18 protein-coding genes and 1 rRNA gene are annotated in these 23,383 nt (G+C 63.9%); 17 read left to right on the top strand and 2 right to left on the bottom strand.

Features of this window, described 5'->3' with window-relative positions; genetic code table 11:
• Positions 1-339: 339 nt before the first annotated feature.
• From I4X03_RS22670 to I4X03_RS22630, 9 genes are all read left to right on the top strand, one after another.
• The gene (locus I4X03_RS22670) at positions 340-654 is read left to right on the top strand and encodes a YbjQ family protein (RefSeq protein ID WP_223471294.1); all 315 of its coding nucleotides are present in this window, start codon (positions 340-342) and stop codon (positions 652-654) included.
• 5 nt (positions 655-659) lie between these two features.
• Complete coding sequence (locus I4X03_RS22665; RefSeq protein WP_223471292.1) at positions 660-1,118, top strand: YbjQ family protein; 459 nt, start codon at positions 660-662, stop codon at positions 1,116-1,118.
• A gap of 3 nt (positions 1,119-1,121) precedes the next feature.
• The gene (locus I4X03_RS22660; protein WP_223471290.1) at positions 1,122-1,925 is read left to right on the top strand and encodes a M48 family metallopeptidase; all 804 of its coding nucleotides are present in this window, start codon (positions 1,122-1,124) and stop codon (positions 1,923-1,925) included.
• 90 nt (positions 1,926-2,015) lie between these two features.
• Positions 2,016-2,312: a hypothetical protein gene (locus tag I4X03_RS22655; protein ID WP_223471288.1), complete on the top strand. Its 297-nt coding sequence runs from the start codon at positions 2,016-2,018 to the stop codon at positions 2,310-2,312.
• Positions 2,313-2,411: 99 nt separating this feature from the next.
• Complete coding sequence (locus I4X03_RS22650) at positions 2,412-3,872, top strand: DUF2868 domain-containing protein (protein WP_223471286.1); 1,461 nt, start codon at positions 2,412-2,414, stop codon at positions 3,870-3,872.
• Positions 3,869-5,341, top strand: coding sequence for a DUF3482 domain-containing protein (locus tag I4X03_RS22645; protein WP_223471284.1), 1,473 nt, complete (start codon positions 3,869-3,871; stop codon positions 5,339-5,341). The genes I4X03_RS22650 and I4X03_RS22645 overlap by 4 nt, the downstream gene beginning before the upstream one ends.
• A 108-nt stretch (positions 5,342-5,449) precedes the next feature.
• Positions 5,450-5,923 carry a cytochrome c-550 PedF gene (gene pedF / locus I4X03_RS22640; RefSeq protein ID WP_223471282.1) on the top strand — a complete coding sequence of 158 codons (474 nt, stop codon included), beginning with the start codon at positions 5,450-5,452 and terminating at the stop codon, positions 5,921-5,923.
• A gap of 10 nt (positions 5,924-5,933) precedes the next feature.
• Complete coding sequence (locus I4X03_RS22635; RefSeq protein WP_223471272.1) at positions 5,934-6,764, top strand: substrate-binding periplasmic protein; 831 nt, start codon at positions 5,934-5,936, stop codon at positions 6,762-6,764.
• Complete coding sequence (locus I4X03_RS22630) at positions 6,761-9,091, top strand: TonB-dependent receptor (protein WP_223471270.1); 2,331 nt, start codon at positions 6,761-6,763, stop codon at positions 9,089-9,091. The genes I4X03_RS22635 and I4X03_RS22630 overlap by 4 nt, the downstream gene beginning before the upstream one ends.
• Here I4X03_RS22630 and I4X03_RS22625 read toward each other — a convergent pair whose 3' ends face one another.
• Entirely contained in the window at positions 9,092-11,230 is a 2,139-nt protein-coding gene (locus I4X03_RS22625; RefSeq protein WP_223471268.1) for a TonB-dependent receptor family protein, read from the bottom strand. It abuts the gene before it with no gap.
• A gap of 170 nt (positions 11,231-11,400) precedes the next feature.
• Between I4X03_RS22625 and I4X03_RS22620 the strand changes: the two genes are divergently transcribed.
• From I4X03_RS22620 to I4X03_RS22590, 7 genes are all read left to right on the top strand, one after another.
• Positions 11,401-12,357 carry a beta-propeller fold lactonase family protein gene (locus I4X03_RS22620; protein WP_223471266.1) on the top strand — a complete coding sequence of 319 codons (957 nt, stop codon included), beginning with the start codon at positions 11,401-11,403 and terminating at the stop codon, positions 12,355-12,357.
• A 165-nt stretch (positions 12,358-12,522) separates the two neighbouring features.
• Positions 12,523-14,043, top strand: a complete 1,521-nt coding sequence (adh, locus tag I4X03_RS22615; RefSeq protein ID WP_223471264.1) for an aldehyde dehydrogenase — start codon at positions 12,523-12,525, stop codon at positions 14,041-14,043.
• Between the two features lie 23 nt (positions 14,044-14,066).
• Positions 14,067-14,450: a DUF779 domain-containing protein gene (locus I4X03_RS22610; RefSeq protein WP_223471262.1), complete on the top strand. Its 384-nt coding sequence runs from the start codon at positions 14,067-14,069 to the stop codon at positions 14,448-14,450.
• 60 nt (positions 14,451-14,510) lie between these two features.
• On the top strand, positions 14,511-16,220 hold the full coding sequence (locus tag I4X03_RS22605; RefSeq protein WP_223471304.1) for a PQQ-dependent methanol/ethanol family dehydrogenase: 1,710 nt from the start codon (positions 14,511-14,513) through the stop codon (positions 16,218-16,220).
• A 298-nt stretch (positions 16,221-16,518) separates the two neighbouring features.
• Complete coding sequence (locus tag I4X03_RS22600) at positions 16,519-17,670, top strand: porin (RefSeq protein ID WP_223471260.1); 1,152 nt, start codon at positions 16,519-16,521, stop codon at positions 17,668-17,670.
• Positions 17,671-17,681: 11 nt separating this feature from the next.
• Entirely contained in the window at positions 17,682-19,772 is a 2,091-nt protein-coding gene (locus I4X03_RS22595) for a 4Fe-4S binding protein (protein ID WP_223471258.1), read from the top strand.
• 10 nt (positions 19,773-19,782) lie between these two features.
• Positions 19,783-20,769, top strand: a complete 987-nt coding sequence (locus I4X03_RS22590; RefSeq protein WP_307735395.1) for an FAD:protein FMN transferase — start codon at positions 19,783-19,785, stop codon at positions 20,767-20,769.
• A gap of 8 nt (positions 20,770-20,777) precedes the next feature.
• Here I4X03_RS22590 and I4X03_RS22585 read toward each other — a convergent pair whose 3' ends face one another.
• Complete coding sequence (locus tag I4X03_RS22585) at positions 20,778-22,664, bottom strand: sigma-54-dependent Fis family transcriptional regulator (RefSeq protein ID WP_223471256.1); 1,887 nt, start codon at positions 22,662-22,664, stop codon at positions 20,778-20,780.
• 650 nt (positions 22,665-23,314) lie between these two features.
• Here I4X03_RS22585 and I4X03_RS22580 point away from each other — a divergent pair.
• Positions 23,315-23,383: ribosomal RNA gene (locus I4X03_RS22580) — 16S ribosomal RNA — on the top strand; the annotation flags it as partial.

Here is a 23,383-nt window from a genome sequence, read left to right as displayed (position 1 = left end):
TGAAACGACTTTGCGCCGATGATAGTGCTGCAACCAGTGTGAAAGTAGGTTATCGTCAGGCTAGTTATAAGAGAAAACCCCCGTAAGCCTTAGCGCGCACAAGTTCGCGCTAAGTGCAAACGGGGGTTTTTTTTCGTCCCGAGAAAAGCGGACATTCGTGAATGGTAGGGCGGAAGAGCGCAGCGTCATCCGCCGAATTGGCCGCAATACCGTCAACGCACATCATGCCTTCGGCGGATGACGGCCTTCGGCCTCTTCCGCCCTACGCGTACTAATAGCTATTTATTCACAGCAATCCTGAATACAATGATCCCTCATGCTCTTACCGAGGAATTCAGAATGCTGATGACGAATATCGAAACTATCCCTGGCAAAACCATCACCATCTGCCATGGCGTGGTGTCCGGAAGTACCGTGCGCGCGAAACACGTGGGCCGCGACATCATGGCGGGCCTGAAAAATATCGTCGGCGGCGAGCTGCGCGGCTATACCGAATTGCTGAACGAATCGCGCGACCACGCGATCGAACGGATGAAATCCCAGGCTGCGCAGCTCGGCGCGAACGCCATCGTCAACGTGCGCTTCGCGACGTCGTCCGTTGCCGCCGGCGCCGCCGAGATCTATGTGTACGGCACCGCGGTCACCGTGGGTTAAGCGCCATGATCGAGATAGCGATCACGCTCACGTTCTGGCTGGTGCCCATTTTGCTCGGCTATATTTTCGGCCGCGCCGCCGAGGCCAGCCACTTCCGTTCCATCATCGCGCGGGAACAAACCGCCGTGCACTTGCCGACCACGTCCTCGAAGGCGCCGATCGGCGACGCGCCAATCCAGCGCAGCGAACTTGTCTACGGCAGCGTCGTCATTTCCATCGACTACTTCAAGCGCGCGCTCGCGGTCTTGCACAGTATTATCGGCGGCCCGGTCAAATCGCACGAAAGCCTGCTCGACCGCGCGCGGCGTGAAGCCGTGCTGCGCATGAAGGAAAGCTGCCCCGGCGCGCACGAGATCGTCAACTTGCGACTCGAAACCTGCACGCTCGCGAACAATGTCGCGGGAGATATCGGATCGGTGGAAGTGCTGGCGTATGGCACCGCTGTCTACTTTGAGCGTCGATAGCCGATGAAATACCAGGCGTCGCTTCCGCAACACAATGACAACGTGTCGCATGAGCATCCGCTCAAGGATTTTCTGCTGATCCTGGCCGGGTTGGTCGCCATCGGCGCGTTGGCGTTCTGGTTGCTGGGGCATGCGGTGGACTGGGCGGTCGACAGCCTCAGCCCGGAAGCGGAGGCAAGGCTCAACCGGATGGCGGCAATGAAGCTGCCGGATTCACCGAAGCAAGAAGCCAAACGCGCCGCGCGCGTGCAAGCGTTGGTCGACAGCATGCAACAATGCGCCGGATTGAACTTCCGGCCCGAGCTGAGGATGCACGCGTCGGATGTGCCGAACGCTGCCGTTTTCCCCGGCGGCACCATCATCGTGTTCACTGGCCTGCTCGAGCGCGTTCAGTCGGAAAATGGCCTGTCGTTCGTGCTTGCCCACGAGCTGTCGCATATCGCGAACCGCGATCATCTGCGCGCGCTGGGGCGTGGCATCGTGCTGTTCGGTATTTCAGCGATCCTGACCGGCAGCGATTCCGGATTGAGCGGACTAGTCGCACCGGCCGCGCACCTTGGCACGGCCAACTATTCGCGCGAGCGCGAGGCGCTTGCCGATGGACGTGCACTGCAGATTCTGAACTGTCGATATGGCCACGTGGGCGGCGCCACCGAACTGTTCGAGGCATTGCAGAAGGACGACGCCGAGGCCGACAAGTTGCCGCATTATCTTTCATCGCACCCAGCAATGCAGTCGCGGATCGACGCCCTCAGGCAGGCGGCCAGCGCGCAGAAAATGCACGCCAAGCCTGTGCTACCGCTGTGAATCGACGCTGACTGTTTGCCCTTGCTCATACCGTCGTGGCGCAGCCAGGGAGACAATCGGTCATCTTCAACTTTCCGAGAGGAAATGATCATGACCAACCCGGATGAGCAAGCGAAGCTGGCGTCGAAGCTGATGGAGCCGGTCAGCCGCATCGTCGGCAAGCACGCGGTCGTACTGGCGCCGATGCTCAACAATGGCACCGCGATGACGCAGTCCGCGCTCAGCAACGACGCCGCGGTGACGACGGTGGCAAGCTACTGCTACGCATTACTGCCGGGCCTGGTACGCATGGCCGTCAAGGAGCCGGCGTTCATTTCGTTCGTGCTGGCCAATCGCGTCAAACTGCTTGGCAAGCTGGCGCCCGGGCATGCCGGCGCGGCTGGCTAGCAGGGCGTCGGTCGTTCGATTGCCGTTCAAACAACCGCACGGTGGAAAAGTGCGTCACAATTGGCATCTCAAAGTTGCCAATTCATCTAAACGGACAAAATGAACGAACAGGTCGCAAGGGACGTGGTGCTGGTACGCGCTATCGAGACGGTAGACATCAAGAGCGAGATCCTCAGCCAGGAAGACCGCATGTACGCCAGCCGCAGTGCGAAGGAGCTGGCCCAGTGGCAGGCGGCAGACAGCAAGTCGCCGGTCACTGGAGAACACTTTCTCCAGCAGCGCTCCGAGTTGATACTCAAAAGGCTGTCGGAACGCACGCCGGCGTTTGCCGCGTTCGCCCAGCGCCGACCGGGCTTGAAAGGCTTCTCGATCGCGCTGCCGGTCGCCGGCCTGATCGTCGGCGCGGGGCTCGACCGCATCACCGACCCGCACCGCGTCGACCTGCTGTCGGCGCCGCTGCTGGCCATCATCGGCTGGAACCTGCTGGTGTATGTCGTGTTGATCGCGTGGCTGTTCGTCCCGTCGAAGAATACCGGGTGGGCCAGTAAAAAACTGCTACGCAAAGCCAGCGCGGGCAAGTCGGCCATCAAGCGCAAGCTGCCGCAGGTTTTGTCGGTGGCGCTGCTGTCGTTCATGTCCGAGTGGGCCGCGCTGCGCGACCGCCTTACGCGCGCGCGCCTTAGCCGCACCTTCCACCTGACCGCGGCGATGTTCGGCGTGGGCGCCATGCTGTCGCTGTACGCGCGCGGCTTCCTGTCGCAGTACGTGGCCGGTTGGGAGAGCACCTTCCTCGACGCTTCGCAGGTGCACGCGATCTTGTCGGTCCTGTTCGCGCCCGCGACGGCGATCTTCAACATCCCCGGATTCTCCATCGCCGACATTGAAGCACTGCGCTTTACTCGCCCGCAGCCTGCCGATGCCGGGGCGCGCTGGGTGCACCTGTATGCGGGAACGCTGTTGCTGCTGGTGGTTGTTCCGCGGCTGGTACTCGCATTCATCGCGCACTGGCGTGCCAGCGCGCTGGCGCGCAATTTCCCGCTCGACCTCGACCAGCCATACTTCCGCAAGCTGACCGCGCAAGCCGGCGCCAACGAGCCAGGCGTGCTGCGCGTGCTGCCATACAGCTTCAGCATCGACGAAGCGCGAGACCGCGGCCTGGCGGCTGTCGCCGCGATGCTGCTAGGCGAACAGGCCCGCGTCATGCTGCGGCCATCGAGCGCCTACGGTGAAGAGCTGGGCGACCCGGTGAAGGACGGCGACGCAACGCTGACCGCGGTCCTGTTCAGCCTTGCGGCCACGCCCGAAAAGGAAAACCACGGCGCCTTCCTCGAGCACGTGCTGCGCCATTCGCCGCGCGGTATCGCCGTGCTGATCGACGAGTCGGCATTCGCTGAACGCCTGGGCGGGCCGGACGGCCAGCAGCGCCTGGCCGAGCGCATCGCGCTGTGGCAGCAATTCTGCAGCTTCCACCATGCGCCTGCCACGATCGTCAACCTGCTCGATCCCGCGCGCCGTCCGATCGATGCCGACGCTACACCAATCGCATCGGCGGCGCCATGAGCGACCCGGTCCAGATCCAGTTTGCGCTAATCTCGCACACCAACAACGGCAAAACCACGCTGGCCCGCACGCTGGTCGGTGTTGACGTCGGCGAGGTGCGCGACGCGGCCCACGTGACGGTGTTCGCCGAATCGCATCCGCTGTTGACCACCGATGCGGGCGACACGCTGCACCTGTGGGATACCCCGGGCTTTGGCGATTCGGTCAGGCTGCTCAAGCGCCTGGCGATGTCGGGCAATCCGATCGGCTGGTTCCTGCGCGAGGTGATTGACCGCTACCGCGACCGGCCGTTCTGGCTTAGCCAGCAGGCGCTGCGCACCGCCAAGGATAACGCCGACGTGGTGCTCTACCTGGTCAATTCGTCGGAGAATCCGAGCGATGCGGGCTACCTGCCGGCCGAGATGAAGATCCTCGAGTGGCTGGGCAAGCCGGTCGTGGTGCTGCTCAACCAGCTCGGGCCTCCGCGTCCGGCGTCGGATGAACAGGCGGAGCAGGCACGCTGGAAGCAGCATCTGGACCAGTTCACCATCGTGCGCGACGTGCTGGCGATGGATGCCTTCGCGCGCTGCTGGGTCCATGAGCGGGTGTTCTACGAGGCGGTCGGCAAGCTGGTCGACGAATCCAAGCGTGCCGGCTACGCGCGCCTGTTCGCGGCGTGGGAAGCCAACAACCAGCATCGCTTCCACGAAGCGATGCGGCTGACGGCGGCGCAACTGGCCGCTGCCGCGCAGGACAGCCAGCCGATCGAGGAAGAAGAAAAGAGCCTGGTCAAATCGGCGATGAAGGCCGTCGGGCTGGCAAAGACCGACCGCCAGCGCCAGGAAAAAGCGATGGCGCAGCTGGTCGAGCGCCTCAACATCAATATCACCGCCACCACGACGCAACTGCTGAAGCTGCATCATCTTGACCCGTCGTCCGCGGCCAAGGTCAATGCACGCGTGCTGGAGAATTTTTCGATCCGCGCGCCGGTCGACAAGGCCCAGGCGGGCTTGCTTGGCGCAGTCGTGTCGGGCGCCGCCACCGGGCTGTCGGCCGACCTGATGGCGGGCGGCCTGACCTTCGGCGCCGGCGCCATCCTGGGAGGCCTGGTTGGTGCGCTGACGATGGCCGGCGCGGCCTGGGGCTTCAACACCACGACTGATCGCAACCGGACCACGATGCAGTTTGCCGATGAATTCCTGCGCTCGCTGCTGGTGACCAGCGTGCTGCGCTACCTCGCCGTCGCGCACTTCGGCCGTGGGCGCGGTAACTTCGTTGAAAGCGAGGCGCCGCCGTTCTGGCAGCAGGAGGTCGAGCGCGCCGTGGCCGAGCAGGGTGATCTTGCCGGAGCCTGGCAGGCACTGCGCGATGCCGGCGATGCGCAAGCGGGGCGCGCACGCCTCGACGCGGTAGTCCTTGGGGCGACCGCCAGCACACTCACGCGCCTTTATCCGGGCCATCCATTGGCACTGTCACAGCCGCCTGTGTGACAGCTGTTCCATTTTGTGACAGCGCATGCACCTGTGCGCGCGCTGCAGGCATGGCATGGCAATTGCTCACTACTGATTATCCAAAACCAGAAATCAGTAGGAGACACCATGAAGCACCGCATCGCCAAGCTCGCCGCCATCGCGGCCGTCAGCACCACCGCTTTTGTTTCGCTATTCGCTCAAGCGCACGGCCCCGTCACGCCGCAGGGCGTCGACTCGACCGGCCTGCCTGCGCTCGGCGAAAAATGGCGTGCCGAGAATCCGTTCCGCACCGATAAGCTGGCCATCAAGATTGGCGCTTCCGCATACAACCAGAATTGCGCGCGCTGTCATGGACTGGAAGCGGTCAGTGGCGGGATCGCCCCCGACCTGCGCCAGCTTGATCGCGATTGCACCGGCATCAAGGCCGAACCGAAAAAGCAGGCGTGCTACAAGGAGACCGACGGCTACTACCTGTCGATAGTCAGGGCCGGCAAGGTGAGGAATGGCGCCGTCTACATGCCGCCGTTCGAAGGCGTGTTCAATCAGGAAGCGATGTGGGCCATCAAGTCCTACCTCGAGACCCGCCGCGAGACCAATTGAGAGGCCCGCCATGCGCATCCTTCGTTCTGGCGCCCTGCGCGCCGTGGTAGCGTTCTCCTTGTCCGTCATGGCATGCATTCCGGCCCATGCCGACTGGGAAAAGATCAAGCAGTCCGGCGCCCTCAAGGTCGCGGTCTACAATGACTTCGCTCCGTACTCCAACAGCGGCGCGGGCATCGATATCGACCTGGCGCAGGCGCTCGCCAAAAAGCTTGGCCTCCGGCTGACGCTGCTGCCGTTTCCAGCCGGTGAGAACCTCGATGACGACCTGCGCAATATGGTCTGGAAGGGCCACTACCTCGGCTACGGCCCGGCCGACCTGATGCTGCACGTCCCGGTGGACAACCGGCTGATGGCACAGAACGAACAGGTCCGGATCTTCGCGCCCTACCATGTCGAGACGGTCCGGCTGGTGCGCAACGTGGACAGGATTCCCCAGTTCGACAGCATCGACGCCCTGGCTGGCAAGACTGTCGGGGTCGAGAAGGTGTCGATTTCCGGCATGGTGCTGCTCGGCGAAGGCAATGGCAAGTTCCGTGACGGCGTGCGCATTTACCCCACCGCGATCGATGCCCTGCAAAAGCTGAAGGCCGGCGAGCTCGATGCGGTACTGGCCAACCGCTCGGAGATCGAGTCGGTGTTCCGGGGCGATCCGGGATTCCCGCTGCAGGACGTGGCCTTCGAGCGGCTGCCGCGGTCGGGCTGGGCGGTCGGCCTGGCAGTGCGCAAGGACGATACAGAGATGGGCCGCCTGCTGCAGGCAGCCATGAATGAGCTGTCCGACAGCGGCGAGCTGAAAGCCATCTTCGCACGCCATGGCGTGCAGGTGGTCAAGCCATGATGCCAGTACCGCGCATTCGGCGCCTGAGCCAGTTGCTGGCGGCCGCGTTGCTGGTGCACCAGGGGGCCGCTGCCGACGACAATGCTGCGGCGGTGCTGATCAGCATCGAGATTATCGGCGTCGCGCCATTACCCGGGCAGGGGATCGAGCGCGCCCTGCTGCCGTATCCGATACAGGCCGCCAGTGACAGCGTGATACGCAAGGCCGGCGGCGACAACCTGTCGGAATTCATGGCGCGGCACCTCGCTGGCGTCAATGTCAACGAGGTGTCGGGCAGCCCGTTCCAGAACGACCTGACCTACCGCGGGTTCCGCGCCTCGCCGGTACTGGGCTCGGCACAGGGGATCTCCGTGTATCTGGACGGGGTCCGGGTCAATGAACCGTTTGGCGACGTCGTTAACTGGGACATGATTCCCGAAGCGGCGATCGGCAGCCTGCTGCTGGTGCCCGGCTCCAATCCTCTGTACGGCCTGAACACGCTGGGCGGCGCGCTCGCCCTTGAAACGCGCTCGGGGAAAAGCCATCCCGGGCTCGATGCCGAACTGTCCATCGCCAGTGGCGGCCGGCGCCGCGCCGACCTTGCCTATGGCCTGCGCGGGAACGACGGGTGGCACAGCTTCGTCGGCGCTACCGTATTCGACGACGCCGGATGGCGCGACCATTCGGCGGGCCAGATGGCAAACGCCTTGATCAAGGTGGGCCACGGCAGGGGGGCGACGCAGTGGAGCGCCACACTGACCGGAGGCCGCAGCCGGCTGCTTGGCAATGGCTTGCTGCCCGACAGCCTGTATCAATCAAGCCGCCGCGCCGCCTACACCTTTCCCGACCAGACCCGCAACCGCCTGCTGCAAGGAACACTGCGCGCCACTCATCAGGTCGACGCGGCCAGCGAGATCGCCGCCACCATCTATGCGCGCGACAGCCGGCGCGACACCGTCAACGGAGACATCGGGGAAGACTACGACGACTACGTCGAGGCATGCGAAGATGGCTTCGATGCCGACGGCCGCGCCGCCGAGCCGTCGTCATGCGGGTTGACGCAAGCGCAAGGCGCGGCCTTGCATCCGGGCGTATTGAACACCACTGCCACACGCCAGGACAGCCAGGGACTGGCTGCCAACTACAGCGTGCGCCGCGGCGCGCACCGCATCGATGCCGGCCTCACCTTCGACCAGAGCGATGTCCGCTACGCCCAGTTCGAGCAGCCCGCTGCCATCACCCCGTGGCGTGAAGTGATCGGTGATGACGAGGAGGGCAGCGAGCCTTCTTCATCGGTCACTGGCAGTTCGCGCGCGGCAGGGATCTACCTTGCCGACACCTGGACCTGGTCTGCCACAACCCACGTCACCGCGTCAGCACGCCTGAACCGTGCGCGCGTTAGCAATACCCTGACCAACGAGCGCGGGCCCCAGCCACATGAAAGCTTCACCTACACCCGTTTCAATCCGTCGCTCGGTGTGACCCATGCGCTGGGCAGCGGCGTGACGCTGTTTGCCAGCGCCGGGCAGGGCAACCGCGTGCCGACCGTGATCGAGCTTGGCTGCGCCGATCCGGAGAATCCGTGCCGGCTGCCGGTCGGACTGCAGGCCGATCCCTACCTGAAGCAGGTAGTCGCGCGTACGTTCGAGGCGGGAATGCGCGGCACGCTCGATCGCGGCGCATATTCGGTGTCGCTGTACCGTACCGCGAACCGCGACGACATCCTGTTCCTCAGTTCCGGGCCGTCGCGCCAGGGATATTTTTCGAACTTCAAACGGACCCGGCACCAGGGCATCGACCTGACAGTCACGCGCAGCGCCGGCGTCCTCGATCTGCGCGGCAGCTACAGCTATCTGGATGCGGCCTACGACGCCGCCGGCGAACTGTTTACCGGCGCCCGCAACGTGCAGGTCGCGCGCGGCACGCGGCTGGCGGGGCTGCCGCGCCACACCGCGAAACTGGGATTGGACTGGCAAGCCGCGCCCGGACTGGAATTGGGCGCCGACCTGCTGGCGGTATCGAGCCTGGTCACCCAGGGCAATGAAGATGGACTGGTCGCCGATGCGGAAGAGGGTGAGGCCGAGCAGCGCGGCGACTGGCGCGTGCCCGGCTACGCACTGGTCAGCCTGCGTGCCAGTGTCCGGCACGGTCCGCGCTGGCAGATCTACGCCCGGATCACCAACCTGTTCGACCGCCGCCATGAGACGTTCGGCGCGATCGCTCCCGACCTGTTCCCCGCCGGCCGCCAGCTCAAGCCGCATGACGGACCAGTGGAAGCGGCGCATGCGCGCTTCGTGGCACCGGGCGCCGGCCGGACATTCATCGCCGGCGCCCGGTATTCCTTCTGATCAGAAGGTGTACTGCGCGCTGACGCCTGCCATCCAGTTGCGGCCGGGGGCTGCCTCGTAGTACCGCTTGTTGGCGTCGCCAACGATCAGCGAGCCCACATAGTCACGGTCGAGCAGGTTATTGACGCGCACAAACTGCTTCAGTTCCCAGGCGCCGGCTTTCTGGCGCGCCTGGACGCGCGCATTGACGATCGCATAGCCCGGGGCCGGCGTTTCGGCGTTGCTGTCTTCCGCATAAACCTTGCTGCTCGCGATGGTTTCAAGGGCGGCGCCAAACCGGCCGGCCTTCTCGTTCCAGGCCAGCTCGGCGAACGCGTTGGCGCTCGGGACACCTGGCAGGCGCCGGCCGGGTGTCACCGCGCCGAATGGCGTTTCGTAGGTGGCGCGCAGGGCCGTCAACGCCAGGCGCGCACTGAAGCCGGCGCCGAACGTTGTGCCGACCGATACCTCGGCCCCGCGGCGCAGCGTCTCGCTGGCGTTGCGGTAGCTGGTACGTCCGCCCACCGCGCTGTCCACCACCAGCTCATCGTCCGTGCGTACTTCAAAGACCGCGGCGTCGATGCGCGTATTACTGCCGACGATCGTCTTGATCCCGGCTTCCAGGTGTTTGCTTTTCGCCGGGTTGAGCGCGAAGTTGAAGCCGGCGCCAGCGTTGGAATAAAACAGCTCGTTCAGGGTAGGGGCTTCGAAGCCACGCGCGGCGCTGGCGTAGACATTCAATGTGGGCGAGACTTTGTACAGCACGCCCACCACCGGCGTGGTGTTGCTGTAGTCGACAGCGCCGCTGTCGTCACCGTTGGCTGTGAACTTGTCGTCCACCTCGACCTTCAGCGTGGTGCGGCGCAGGCCTGCCGTCAGTACCCACGGACCGCCCTGCCATTCGGCCTGGATGTAGGGATCGGCGCTGGAGAGCACATTGGTTTCGTCGCGCCGCAGCGCGCCGCGCAGGCCGAATTGCTGCCCCACGAAGTTTTCGAAACCCTTGCGCGCATCCGTCGAGCGGCCGTAGTCGATGCCGATGGTGGTACTGAGCGTGCCGCCGCCGAGCTGGCGCTGCGCTACCCAGTTGATGTCGGCGCCATAGAAGTCGCGATCAAAATCGACCACGCCGCCCGACTGGCTCGGCGCGGACTGGAAAAAGCGCGAGAAAGACTGGTACTGGATCACCTTGCGGTTGCCGCCGTAGGCCATCACGCGCAGGCGGTCCTCGCCAAACCGCTGTTCGAAGGACACGCCCAGCTGCTGGTGGTCGATGCTCTTGCGGGTGTTGTAGCGCTCTGCGAAAGTCCGCTTCGGCAGCGCCGTGTCGGACGCGTCGATTTCGCCGGCGCGCCGATCGCGCTGGTAGGTCGCCCAGGTCACGCCCAGCGGATCCTGGGTATCGTCCTGGGTCAGCGTGCTGGCCGTGACGACCAGCCGGCTGGTCTCGCTGGGCCGGGTGGTCAGCTTGGCAAAGGCCTGGTCGCGCCGCGCGGCGCTGTGGTCGCGGTAGCCGTCGGTCTCGAAACGCGATGCGTCGACGATGTAGCCGATGCCCGCAGTTTCGCCCTGTGCGTTGACGTCGACCTTGCGCGCGCCGTCGCTGCCGCCGGAGACGCTGGTCTCGAGCGCTGGCCGGCCCTTGCCGTCGCGCGTGAACAGTTGCACGACGCCGCCGGAATGGTTGCCATAGATGGCCGAGAATGGCCCGCGCAGGACTTCGATGCGCTCAGCCATGTCGAGGTTGAAGGTGGCGGCCTGGCCTTGCCCGTCCGGCATCGAGGCCGGAATGCCGTCGGCGATCAGGCGCACGCCGCGCACACCGAAGGCGGAGCGGGCGCCAAAGCCGCGCGACGAAATCTGCAGGTCCTGCGCGTAATTCTGGCGATTCTGGGCCACCAGGCCGGGTACCGCCGACAGCGCCTCGGACGCGTTGACCCGCATCTGCGTGTCGCGGATCCGTTCGGCATCGACGACGTCGATCGCGGCCGGCAGGTCGAAGCTGTTGCGTTCGACACGGCTGCCGCTGACGACCACCACGCCGGCATTCTGCAGCGCTGCGCCAGCGTCGCCGGCGTACGCCGGGATGGAAAAGACGGCGCCGCCAGCGGCGAACAGGGCGGCGATGGCGTTGAGCCTGAGGGGGACATTCTGCTGCATGGGATCTCCGTTGTTTTGATGGCCGGACCCGTTGCGCGCATCGCTGCGGCGGCCGGCACTTCAGTGGTAAGCAATATACCTGCCAGCGTGCCGTTCCGCTTGAATGGCACGCCATTTGCATAGGAGGACACACGCGCGCGTTTGCCGCGCCCACATCAAAAGGACTTCCCATGAATGATTCGACCCGCAAGCGCCTGCGCGCAGGCCTGGTGCTGATGCTCGCGCTACCGTACGCGGCGCTGGCCGCGCCCTTCGCGTATGTACCGAACGAAAAATCCGGCACCATCAGCGTCATCGATACGGCCAGCGACAAGCTGGTTGGCGAGATCGCCGCTGGAAAGCGTCCGCGCGGCATCGCCATCGATCCGGCGGGCCGCCGCCTCTACATCAGCGACGCGGCCAGCAGCGCCTTGCTGGTGCTCGATACCGCCGGCCGGCAGCCCGCGCGCCAGGCGCCGCTGGGCAAGTCGCCCGAAGGCGTCAGCTTGTCCGCCGACGGCAGGCTGGTCGCGGTGGCGGTCGAAGAGAGCAATACCGTGACGCTGTTTGACGCCGCCACCTTGGAGCAGCTGGCCGACATCAAAGTGGAGGGGAAAAATCCGGAACACGCCGTCTTCAGCCCCGATGGCCGCTGGCTGCTGGTCAGCGCCGAAGATGCCGAGCAGGTCGATGTGATCGACGTCGCCGCGCGCCGCCAGGTCGGCTCGGTCGCCGTGGGACTACGGCCGCGCGGCATCGGCTTTTCGGCCGATTCCGCTACCGCCTGGGTGGCCTGCGAGCTGGTCAATACGGTGTACCGCATCGACCTGGCGTCGCGCAAGGCGGTCGCGCGGATTCCGGCAGGTAAGAACGCCAACGGCATCGCCATGCATCCCGACGGCAGCAAGGTGTACGTCTCCAACGGCACCGATGGGACGGTGATGGCGATCGATACCGCCAGCAACCAGGTCAGCGCCACCATCGCCGTGGGCAAGCGCCCTTGGAACATGGCGTTGACGGCGGACGGCGCCCGGCTCTACGTGGCCAACGGCCGCTCCAACAGCGTCTCGGTGATCGACACGGCCAGCAACACCAAGCTGGCCGACATCGCGGTGGGCGAATTGCCCTGGGGCGTCGCGATACGTTAAGCGATGGGACACCTGTTGCAACTTGGTACAGCCGGTGCGCGCCGCGCGCCCGTGCCAGCCCGGCAAACCAGCGCTGGCACGGCCTTTGCGATGACAAAGGCTGTGCACGACACGCACCGTTGCGTGCAACGGTCCAACAACTACTTCAGACAGAAAGAGGATGACATGAATCTCGCGGACATCAGCAAACTCGGCGTGGCCAACCCGTTCAAGAAGCGCTACGACAACTACATCGGCGGCAAGTTTGTCGCGCCGGCCAAGGGCGAGTATTTCTCGAACATTACCCCGATCACGGGCGAGGCGTTTTGCGAGATCGCCCGCTCCAGCGCCGAGGACATCGAAACGGCGCTGGACGCCGCCCACGCCGCCAAGGATGCGTGGGGCAAGACGTCCCAGGCCGAGCGCGCCAACATCCTGAACAAGATCGCCGACCGGATGGAACAGAACCTGAAGCTGATCGCCACCGCCGAGACCATCGACAACGGCAAGCCGATCCGCGAGACCATGCTGGCCGACATTCCGCTGGCGATCGACCACTTCCGCTATTTCGCCGGCTGCATCCGCGCCCAGGAAGGCTCGGTCGCGCAGATCGACCACGAAACCTATGCGTACCACTTCCACGAACCGCTCGGCGTGGTCGGCCAGATCATTCCGTGGAACTTCCCGATCCTGATGGCGGTGTGGAAGCTGGCCCCGGCGCTGGCCGCGGGCAACTGCGTGGTGCTCAAGCCTGCCGAACAAACCCCGGCCTCGATCATGGTGCTGTTCGAGCTGATCGGCGACCTGCTGCCGCCGGGCGTGGTCAACATCGTCAATGGGTTCGGCCTGGAAGCGGGCAAGCCGCTGGCCAGCAACAAGCGCATCGCCAAGATCGCCTTTACCGGCGAAACCGGCACCGGCCGCCTGATCATGCAGTACGCCGCGCAGAACCTGATCCCGGTCACGCTGGAGCTGGGCGGCAAGTCGCCGAACATCTTCTTCGAAGACGTGATGGACGCCGACGACGATTACTTCGACAAGTGCCTGGAAGGCTTCGCGATGTTCGCGCTGAACCAGGGCGAGGTGTGCACCTGCCCGTCGCGCGTGCTGATCCAGGAATCGATCTACGAGCGCTTCATCGAGCGCGCGCTGGCGCGCGTGGCCGCGATCAAGCAGGGCAACCCGCTCGACGAATCGACGATGATCGGTGCCCAGGCATCGCAGGAGCAGTTGGAAAAGATCCTTTCCTACATGGACATCGGCAAGCAGGAAGGCGCCGAGCTGCTGGCAGGCGGCGCGCGCGCCATGCAGGCCGGCGACATGGCTGGCGGCTACTACGTCACGCCGACCGTGTTCAAGGGCCACAACAAGATGCGCATCTTCCAGGAAGAGATCTTCGGGCCGGTGGTGTCGGTTACCACGTTCAAGGATGAAGCCGACGCGCTGGCGATCGCCAACGACACGCTGTACGGACTGGGCGCCGGCCTGTGGACGCGCGACGCATCGCGCGCCTTCCGCGTCGGCCGCGCTATCCAGGCCGGCCGCGTCTGGACCAACTGCTACCACTTGTATCCGGCGCACGCCGCATTCGGCGGCTACAAGCAGTCGGGCATCGGCCGTGAAAACCACAAGATGATGCTCGACCACTACCAGCAGACCAAGAACCTGCTGGTGAGCTACAGCCCGAAGGCGCTGGGCTTCTTTTGATCGGAACCGGCAAGGAGCGCGCCATGAATCACGCTATTGAACGGGTGGTCGCCACCGGCGCGGCCCTTGCCATGATCGCCGAACTGCGGGCGCGCCATGGTCCGTTGATGTTCTTCCAGTCGGGCGGTTGCTGCGATGGCAGTGCGCCGATGTGCTATCCGGCCGGGGATTTCAATGTCAGCGATACCGACGTCTACCTGGGCAACCTGGATGGCGCCCCGTTCTACATCGGCATGGAGCAATTCGAGTATTGGGAGCATACCCAGCTCATCATCGATGTGGTGAACGGGAATGGCGGCATGTTCTCGCTGGACAACGGAACCGGCCGGCGTTTCCTGACCCGCTCGCGCTTGTTCGACGATGCGGAGATCGCGGTACTCAAGGCAAGCGCAGCAGGCAATGACTGAATTTAACGATAACAACAGGAGATGATTGTGAACGGAAAATTACTAGGGATTCTGATCGGCATGACTGCAGCGACCTCGCTGCAGGCTGCCGACGTTACCAGCGCGATGCTGGCCAACACGGCCAAGGATCCGAGCAGCGTGCTGTCGTTCGGCATCGGCAGCGAAGGCCAGCGGTATTCGCCGCTGACGCAGATCAACACCAAAACCGTGGGCAAGCTGATTCCGGCTTGGTCATTCTCGTTTGGTGGTGAAAAGCAGCGCGGCCAGGAGTCGCAGCCGCTGATTCACAACGGCAAGATGTTCGTGACGGGCTCGTACTCGCGCATTTTCGCGATCGACCTGAAAAACGGCGCCAAGCTGTGGAAGTACGAGCACCGGCTGCCGGACGGCATCATGCCGTGCTGCGATGTGGTCAACCGCGGCGCCGCCCTGTATGGCAACCTGGTCATCTTCGGCACGCTCGACGCTCAGCTGGTGGCGCTCGACCAGGATACCGGCAAGGTGGTCTGGAAGGAGAAGGTCGACGACTACGCGGCCGGCTACTCGATGACCTCGGCGCCGCTGATCGCCAAGGGCCTGCTGCTGACCGGCGTGTCGGGCGGCGAGTTCGGCATCGTCGGCCGCGTGGAAGCGCGCGATCCGATGACCGGCCAACTGGTGTGGACCCGGCCGACGGTCGAAGGCCACATGGGCTACAAGTACGACAAGGCCGGCAAGGCCATCGAGAACGGCATTTCCGGCACCACCAACAAGAGCTGGCCGGGCGAGTTGTGGAAGACCGGCGGCGCTGCCACCTGGATGGGCGGCACGTATGACAACAGCACTGGCCTGGCGTACTTCGGCACCGGCAACCCGGCCCCGTGGAACAGCCACCTGCGCCCCGGCGACAACCTGTTTTCCTCGTCGACCGTGGCGCTCGATGTGACGACCGGCCAGATCAAGTGGGCATACCAGAATACGCCAAACGACGCGTGGGACTTCGATGGCGCCAATGAGTTCGTGACCTTCGACATGGACGGCAAGCGTTACGGCGGCAAGGCCGACCGCAACGGCTTCTTCTACGTGATCGACGCCAAGGACGGCAAGCTGCAGAACGCTTTCCCGTTCGTGAAAAAAATCACCTGGGCCACCAGCATCGATCTCAAGACGGGACGGCCGAATTTTGTCGCGGCCAATCGGCCAGGCGATCCGACCAAGGGTGCGGACGGCAAGAAGGGAAGCACCGTGTTTTCGGCGCCGGCCTTCCTCGGCGCCAAGAACCAGATGCCGATGGCCTACAGCCCGCAGACCAAGCTGTTCTACGTTCCGGCCAACGAGTGGGGCATGGATATCTGGAATGAACCGATCAGCTACAAAAAGGGCGGAGCATTCCTCGGCGCCGGCTTCACGATCCGGCCGATCTTCGACGACTACATCGGCGCGATGCGCGCGGTTGACCCGAAGACCGGCAAGATCGTCTGGGAGATCAAGAACAATGCGCCGCTGTGGGGCGGGGTGATGAGCACTGCCGGCGGCCTGGTCTTCTATGGCACGCCTGAAGGTTACCTGAAGGCGGTCGACGCCAAAAACGGCAAGGAACTCTGGAAGTTCCAGACCGGCTCGGGCGTGGTGGCGCCGCCAGTGACGTGGCTGGAAGGCGGCACGCAGTACGTGGCCGTGGTGTCCGGTTGGGGTGGCGCGGTCCCGCTGTGGGGCGGCGAAGTGGCCAAGAAGGTTAGCTTCCTTGAGCAGGGCGGATCGGTCTGGGTCTTCAAGCTGATCAAGGGCTGATGCGCATGGTACGAACACGGTAGTACATCACTGTGTCTCCACGCCCTCCGTGGGCGGCTTTGACTGACGGCCCTGGCCGTCAGTTTTTTTTTATTGGAAGGCGCGCTTCCACCCGGATGCGTGCTGGCGGTCAGAAACAGAACAGCCGCTGCCCGGACTTGATCCGATACAGCACAGCAAGCGGCGCGATGGGTGCGGTTCTCCCCGGCAGACACGCTGGGCACGCTTATTGCCAATCAAAGGGAACATCAGTCATCGATGTATCCACCAAAAAAATTGAAAGAGTGAGGAGAACCCCATGAGAAAAGTGATCGTGTTGAGCGCCATTGCAGCGTCCAGTATCGCGTCTGCGCATGCCGTCGAGATCAAGGCCGGCGACTGGAATGTCAATGTCGGCGGTATCGTCAATGCCTACTACACCGCGGTGTCGTGTTCCGGCGCCAGCGTGGGCGGGCTGGCGCTGGGCGGCCAGGGGTTGGGTTGCGGCGGCCAGGAAGATCGCACGACGATCGGCAACGGCTTGCTGCCGAACGGCCTGGTGACATCGGCGTCGACCAGCAGCGGCGGCTACGACGTCAAGGCGCTGATCGGCATCTATCACTCCACCGCCACCGACAGCGCCATCGCGCAGAACAGCGTCGTCGATGTGCGCCAGGCCTACTTCACCTTCGGCAGCGCCGCGATGGGTACGGTGAAAATCGGACGCGACTACGGCATCTTCGGTTCGAATGCCATCCTCAGCGACATGACGCTGGTGGGTGCCGGCGCGCCGGTGCAAGCGACCCAGCGCGGACGCGTCGCGCTGGGCCACATCGGCGCCGGCTACACCTATCTCGGTAACTACGGGCAGCTGGCATACAGCACGCCGAAGTCGGCGTCCGGCATCGGCTTCGATATCGCGCTGATGGATCCGGTATCGGATACGCCGATCCTGGCCGGTCCGTCCTATACCGGCAAGAGCATGCCGCAGGTGCAGGCGCAGCTGACGTTCGGCCAGCAGGGCCTCAAGGCGTGGGTCGGCGCCAAGGCGCAGAAGTTCGAATCGCTGGCCGCCGGCGCCGCCGACATGACGATGAGCGCTTTCGAAGCGGGCGCCTCGTACAACGCCGGCAACCTCGGCTTGCTCGCCAACGTGCAGGGCGGCAGTGGACTGGGCATCCTGTCCGATGCCGACCAGGGCGACACCGATTCGGTCAACTACTTCGCGCAGGCCACCTACAAGATGGACAAGCTGAAGCTCGGCGTTGGCTACGGCGTGAGCGAGAACGATGACAACACGCCCGGCACGCGCGGTCTGAAGTCAAATGCCAACCTGACCGTCGGCGCCTACTACACGCTCAACAGCCTCATCACGCTGGTGGCGGAAGTGGGACAGACACGCTCGAAATCGTTCAGCGGCGCCACCGGGCGGATGAACGGCGTGGCCGTTGGCGGCATCATCTTCTTCTGATGCCGCAAGCCGTGCGAGCCATCCTGCTGTTCATGGTGTTCCTGCTCGCCTGCGCCACGGCGCGGGCGGGAACGCTGACGCAGGCCGACCTCGCGCGGCGGTTCCCGGCGCCGCTGATGATCGGGGCGAAGGATGCCGAGATTCCGGTGTGGCCGGTGTTCAAGCAGAACGCGACCGCGGTGGAGCTGGTCGGCTACGTGTTCGAGTCGATCGATCTGGCGCCAATCGCCGGCTTTGCCGGCGTTCCGGTCAACCTGCTGATCGCGATCGATCCGAAGGGGACGTTCATCGACGTGGCGGTGCTGTCGCACCATGAACCGGTTTTCCTCGACGGCCTGGGGGAAGCGCCACTGTTCCAGTTCGTCGCGCAGTACCAGGGGCTGTCGCTGAAACAGAGCGTCAGCGTGGGAACCCAGGCGCCGCAGGGCCAGGCTGCCGACAGCAGCCGCGCCTACCTGGACGGCGTCTCGAAGGCGACCGCCTCGGTACGCATCATCAATCAAAGCGTGCTGTCGGCGGCGCTGAAGGTGTCGCGCAAAAAACTGGGCTTCGGCGCGGGGCGAGATCCAAGCCAGTTGGGCCGTATCGACATGACACGCGTCGACCGCATGAGTCCCGCCCAGCTGATCGACGCCGGACTGGTGCGTTGCATCGAGCTGGGCAACCGCGAGCTTGAAGCGCTGTACGGCAGAAGCGCGGGGGCCGGACTGGACGCCGAGGCGCTGGCCCGGCCAGATGCCTTGTTTATAGAGGTGTGCGTGGCGTGGGTCTCGGTGCCATCGGTGGGCCGCAGCTTGCTGCAGGAAGCGAGCTGGAACAAACTCAGCGCCCGGCTCGATGAGGGCGACCATGCGTTCCTGGTGATGTCGCGCGGGCGCTTTAGTGTGCTGGGCGACGATTTCATACGCGGCACCGTGCCTGAACGCCTGGTGCTGCAGCAGGATAAACTGCCGGTGGAAATGCGCGACCTCGATATGGCGATGATGCTGGCCGCACCCGCGTCGCTGCCGTCTGAGCATGTGGATGTGTTCCGGGTCATCGGGCAGGCCGGGCTCGACCCGGCCGGACAACTCGATTTCGCGCTGCGCGTCACCCGCGACAAAGGCATCGTCTACCCCGAGCGCATCGTGCGCGAGATTGCGCTTCCGTACCGTTTGCCGCCAGCGTACTTCAGCGCACCCGCGGCGGGCGATAAAACGTGGCGCGCCGCCTGGTCGGACCGCACGGGCGAACTGATACTGACGGTGGCGGCGCTGGCGCTGCTTGGCGCTGCGCTGGCGATGCAGAAGCGGCTCACCGCCGGCGCCACCATGTTCGCCTGGTTCCGGCGCGCCTTCCTGTTGTTTACCGTTGTATTTATCGGCTACTACGCTCAGGGCCAGCTATCGATCGTCAATGTCACCGGCCTGCTGCAGGCGCTGCTGGCCGGGCGCAGCCTGGAGTTCTTCATGTATGACCCCATGACGGTGGTGCTATGGGCCTTCGTGCTGGTGTCGCTGGCCGTGTGGGGGCGAGGCACCTTCTGCGGCTGGCTGTGTCCATTCGGGGCCTTGCAGGAACTGACCGGCAAGCTGGGGCGGTGGTGCAAGCTGCCGCAGCTCCGGTTCCACAGCCGTACCGACAAGCGACTCAAGCTGCTGAAGTACGCCTTGCTGGCCGCGATCCTGGCCAGTATCGTGCTGGCGCCAGCGCTGACCGACGGGCTGGTAGAAATCGAGCCGTTCAAGACCGCAATCACGCTCGGCTTCGACCGCTCCTGGCCATTCGTGGCCTACGCGGCCTCGCTGCTGGCGCTGAGCGCAGTGTCATACAAATTCTTTTGCCGTTACCTGTGTCCCTTCGGAGCAGCGCTTGCGCTGCTTGGCCGTTTGCGCCTGTATGACTGGATCGCCCGGCGCGCCGAATGCGGCACGCCATGCCAGACCTGTCGTCATGCGTGCGACTACCAGGCGATCGCGCCAACCGGGAAGATCAGCTACGACGAGTGCTTCCAGTGCATGGACTGCGTGGTGATCCACGCAAGCGAAACGAAGTGTGCGCCGCTGATCATGGAGCGCAAGCGGCATCGGACCATTCCGATTTCGGCCGCAGTTAATCAATGACGAGGAGAGAATGATGCGGCGACGTGCGTTCATAGCAGCGACTTTCGGAACCATTGCAGGCGGCGTTGCGCCGAGCGCCTTGGGAGGCGCGCGCGGCCGGCTGTACACCGGCGCTGCGATTGCGTTCGGGACAACGGTTACCGTCAGTGTCGTGCATGTCGACGCGCTGCAGGCCGAACTGGCGATCAGCGACGCGCTGGCCGAGGTGCGCAAGGTCGATACGCTGATGAGCGTCCAGCGCGAGTCGAGCCAGGTCTATGCGCTCAACCGCGACGGGTTCCTTCATCGCCCCGATCCGCACCTGCTAGCGGTACTGTCGCGCGCGCAGGACCTTTCGCGCCTGACACGCGGAGCATTCGACATCACCGTGCAGCCGCTGTGGCGCAGCTTCCAGCAGGCAGCCCAGGGAGGCTTCCTGCCGCCGCCGGAGATGAAGCGGCAAGCGATGGCATGCCTGGGCTGGAACCGCATTGAGGCCAGCGCCGAGGAAGTCAGGTTCGGCGCTGCCGGCATGGCGATTACACTCAATGGCCTGGCGCAGGGCTACGCTGCCGACCTGGCGCTGGCTGCGTTGCGAACCCATGGAATCCGTCATGCGCTGCTCGACACGGGTGAATTTATCGGGAACGGCCGCAGGAGCGCCCTGCGGCCGTGGATGCTCGGCGTGCCCGACCCCCGCGACGAGGGGAGGGTAGCTGCGACCTTTCCGGTGGAAGGGCGCAGCGTGGCAACGTCGGGAGACTATCAATCGACCTTTACGCCCGACTTCGTGCATCACCACATCCTTGACCCGGCCACCGGGGATTCGCCTCAGGAGCTGGCGAGCGTCACGGTGCTGGCGCCGACCGGTATCGGGGCGGACGGATTGTCGACCGCATTCATGGTGATGGGCGCACGGAAGGCCCACACGCTCGCATCGCGCCTGCCCGGCGTCGACCTGATGACCATCAACAAGCGTGGCATCGTATGGAAATCGCCGCAGTTTCCGTCGCTGTAGCGACGCGCTTACTTCAGGTTGGGCAGTTTGCGGTAGATCGTATTGCGCGATACGCCGAGTGCGCGCGCGGTCGCCGACACATTGCCGCCGTGGGCTTCCAGCGACTTGAGGATGACGGTGTGCTCCATCTCTTCCAGGTTGGCGCCAGCGGCGATCAACTTGTCGGTGCTGACGACGGACTGCTGGGCTTCGGCTGCGCCAACGTCGTCCAGGAAGTCGTCTGGCATGTGGCGCAGGCCGATTTCGTGTTCGTCGCCTGCCATGATGACTGCCGTCCGCAGCAAGTTGGTCAACTGGCGGAAGTTGCCGGGCCACTTATGCTGCTGGAACAGGCGCATGACCTCCGGCGCCATGGTGTACTGTCCGCGGGGCGACTCAGTGCAGAGGATCTTCTTGACGATGACCTCAAGGTCGGTTCGATCTCGCAGCGGCGGCAACTTCACCACCAGGCCATTGAGCCGGTAATACAGGTCTTCGCGGAACAGTCCGCGCGCGATGCGGTCGCGCAGGTTGTGATTGGTGGCGCAGATCAGTTCCACGTTGACTGTGATGGACTTCGAACCGCCAAGCGGTGTCACCATGCGCTCCTGCAGGACCCGTAGCAGCCGCGCTTGCAGCCCGAACGGCATGTCGCCGATCTCGTCGAGAAAGAGGGTGCCGCCATTGGCCTGCAGGATGCGGCCTGAGGCGCCCTTCTTGCGTGCCCCCGTGAATGCGCCATCCTCATAGCCAAACAGCTCGGATTCGATCAGCGTTTCGGGAATCGACGCGCAGTTCACCGCGACAAACGGGCCCGCGGCGCGCGGCGAATCGTTGTGAATCGCCTGCGCGAGCAGCTCCTTGCCGGTACCCGTTTCGCCCATGATCATGATTGGGATGTCGCGCCCGAGTACCTTATTGACCTTCTCGATGACCCGCTCGAGTTGCGGGTCGCCGGTGTTCAGGTATCGCAGGCCGGACAGGCGCCGCGCCGCCAGGAACGCGGCATTGCCCGACGCGGCAGGCGCGGATATCGGGGGGGCGTCGTCGCCGCCGTTCAGCGCGTGGGCCCCGTTCGACAGGCGCAGCTGCGCCCTTCCGTATACCCGGACACCGCTGTGCATGCACAAGTTGAGCAGACCGGGTGCGGCGGTGCGGTAGTGGTCGAACAGCGACGACACCGGAATGCCGAACAAGGAACTGAAGGTGTGCGACTGCAGGGAGGCGAAAGTCAGGCCGAGTTGGAACAGGCCATTGCGGTTGGCCGACAGGAAGCGCCCCCCAGGGGTGAACGAGGCAATGCCTTCCATCAGGGTGCCGATAAACTCTGGGCGCGCATGAAAGTGCAGGGTGATGGCGTTTTCAAAGGTGGCGGAAAACAGCTGGTTCTCGATCATCAGCGCGGACATACGCACCAGACCCATGGTGTGCTTGTGGAAGCTGCGCTGGTCCCCGGATACATCGAGCACCCCGATGACATTACCCATGTGATCCGTGATCGGGGCCGCTGAACAGGTAAGGAAGTGGTTCGCCGCGAGGTAGTGCTGGTCAGCGTGGACCAGCGCTGGCACTTTTTCGGCGATGGCGGTGCCGATCGCGTTGGTGCCCTTGCTCTGCTCTGACCAAGTCACGCCCGGCCGCAACGCGACGCGGTTTGCCTTTTCAAGGAAGTCGTCGTCACCCAGCGAATGCACGATTACGCCGTGCGCGTCGGTGAGGATGACCATGTTGTGCGTGTTGATGATCTGCTGGTACAGCGTCTCCATCGCTGGCACCGCATGGGTGTGGAGCAGCAGGTTTTTCTCGATCAGGACGGAAAGGTCGCTTCGTTCAACAGGAGAGAAGTCTGGGCGGGCGCCTGGACACAGGCCGTAGGATGCCGAGCGCTGGTGGGAGGTTTCGATTATGGCAGGCATGCCCTCATCCCACCTCGAACTAATTGATTGGACTGCGTTACCCTGCCCAGCTGACGGCTCGCGAAGCATACTTGTCTCCTGTTGGGTCCTTAGAAGGACTCTCTGGCGGAACGGACTGTTCCAGAATGTAGCACGTGTACCAGTACGGAGCAAAAGAATGCTGCGGCGATGCTCAGCGCTGGATCCACACAGACCTCATAAGCAAGCATGGTGCCAGCGCGATGTTTAAGGCAGCGAAAAATACTTGCCAACCTCAAGCGCCCTTTGCTATAGTTCGCCTCCCCGCAGAAATGGTTAACGAAATCAAGTAGTTGCCGAGCTGTGAGGATCGCCGGAAACGGCGACGCAGTAAAAAAAGAGGTTGACGAGCAACGCAAATTACCGCATAATCTCATCTCTCTGCTGCTGACAAACACAACGCTTTGTCGACAAGTAGCAAGTAAGAAATACCGAATAAGTTCTTTAAAAATTAACAGTCGATAAGTGTGGGCGTTTGATGAAGGTGCCAAGAACTTCGGTTCTTGATTACTTAAATTATCAAATGTTCACAAAAAAGAAATACGTTGTCTCAGCAATGAGATAACGGTCAGTATTTTGAGTGAGCGACCCGCTAGCAATAGCGGTGGCAGAAATGCCAACAAGCAGAGATTAAACTGAAGAGTTTGATCCTGGCTCAGATTGAACGCTGGCGGCATGCTTTACACATGCAAGTCGAACGG

The organism is Massilia soli, from assembly GCF_016809835.1.
GTDB lineage: Bacteria > Pseudomonadota > Gammaproteobacteria > Burkholderiales > Burkholderiaceae_D > Telluria_A > Telluria_A soli.
Note: the sequence above shows the minus strand (reverse complement) of the source record. Positions and strands in the feature narration are given on the sequence as shown.

Bases quoted from the DNA above. Each gene is read 5' to 3' on its own strand.
- I4X03_RS22660 (WP_223471290.1), top strand. From the start codon at position 1,122: ATGAAATACCAGGCGTCGCTTCCGCAACACAATGACAACGTGTCGCAT.
- I4X03_RS22605 (WP_223471304.1), top strand. From the start codon at position 14,511: ATGACTGCAGCGACCTCGCTGCAGGCTGCCGACGTTACCAGCGCGATG.
- I4X03_RS22600 (WP_223471260.1), top strand. From the start codon at position 16,519: ATGAGAAAAGTGATCGTGTTGAGCGCCATTGCAGCGTCCAGTATCGCG.
- I4X03_RS22645 (WP_223471284.1), top strand. From the start codon at position 3,869: ATGAGCGACCCGGTCCAGATCCAGTTTGCGCTAATCTCGCACACCAAC.
- I4X03_RS22610 (WP_223471262.1), top strand. From the start codon at position 14,067: ATGAATCACGCTATTGAACGGGTGGTCGCCACCGGCGCGGCCCTTGCC.
- I4X03_RS22630 (WP_223471270.1), top strand. From the start codon at position 6,761: ATGATGCCAGTACCGCGCATTCGGCGCCTGAGCCAGTTGCTGGCGGCC.
- I4X03_RS22670 (WP_223471294.1), top strand. From the start codon at position 340: ATGCTGATGACGAATATCGAAACTATCCCTGGCAAAACCATCACCATC.
- I4X03_RS22665 (WP_223471292.1), top strand. From the start codon at position 660: ATGATCGAGATAGCGATCACGCTCACGTTCTGGCTGGTGCCCATTTTG.
- I4X03_RS22625 (WP_223471268.1), bottom strand. From the start codon at position 11,230: ATGCAGCAGAATGTCCCCCTCAGGCTCAACGCCATCGCCGCCCTGTTC.
- I4X03_RS22635 (WP_223471272.1), top strand. From the start codon at position 5,934: ATGCGCATCCTTCGTTCTGGCGCCCTGCGCGCCGTGGTAGCGTTCTCC.
- I4X03_RS22620 (WP_223471266.1), top strand. From the start codon at position 11,401: ATGAATGATTCGACCCGCAAGCGCCTGCGCGCAGGCCTGGTGCTGATG.
- I4X03_RS22655 (WP_223471288.1), top strand. From the start codon at position 2,016: ATGACCAACCCGGATGAGCAAGCGAAGCTGGCGTCGAAGCTGATGGAG.
- pedF (WP_223471282.1), top strand. From the start codon at position 5,450: ATGAAGCACCGCATCGCCAAGCTCGCCGCCATCGCGGCCGTCAGCACC.
- I4X03_RS22590 (WP_307735395.1), top strand. From the start codon at position 19,783: ATGATGCGGCGACGTGCGTTCATAGCAGCGACTTTCGGAACCATTGCA.
- I4X03_RS22650 (WP_223471286.1), top strand. From the start codon at position 2,412: ATGAACGAACAGGTCGCAAGGGACGTGGTGCTGGTACGCGCTATCGAG.
- adh (WP_223471264.1), top strand. From the start codon at position 12,523: ATGAATCTCGCGGACATCAGCAAACTCGGCGTGGCCAACCCGTTCAAG.
- I4X03_RS22585 (WP_223471256.1), bottom strand. From the start codon at position 22,664: ATGCCTGCCATAATCGAAACCTCCCACCAGCGCTCGGCATCCTACGGC.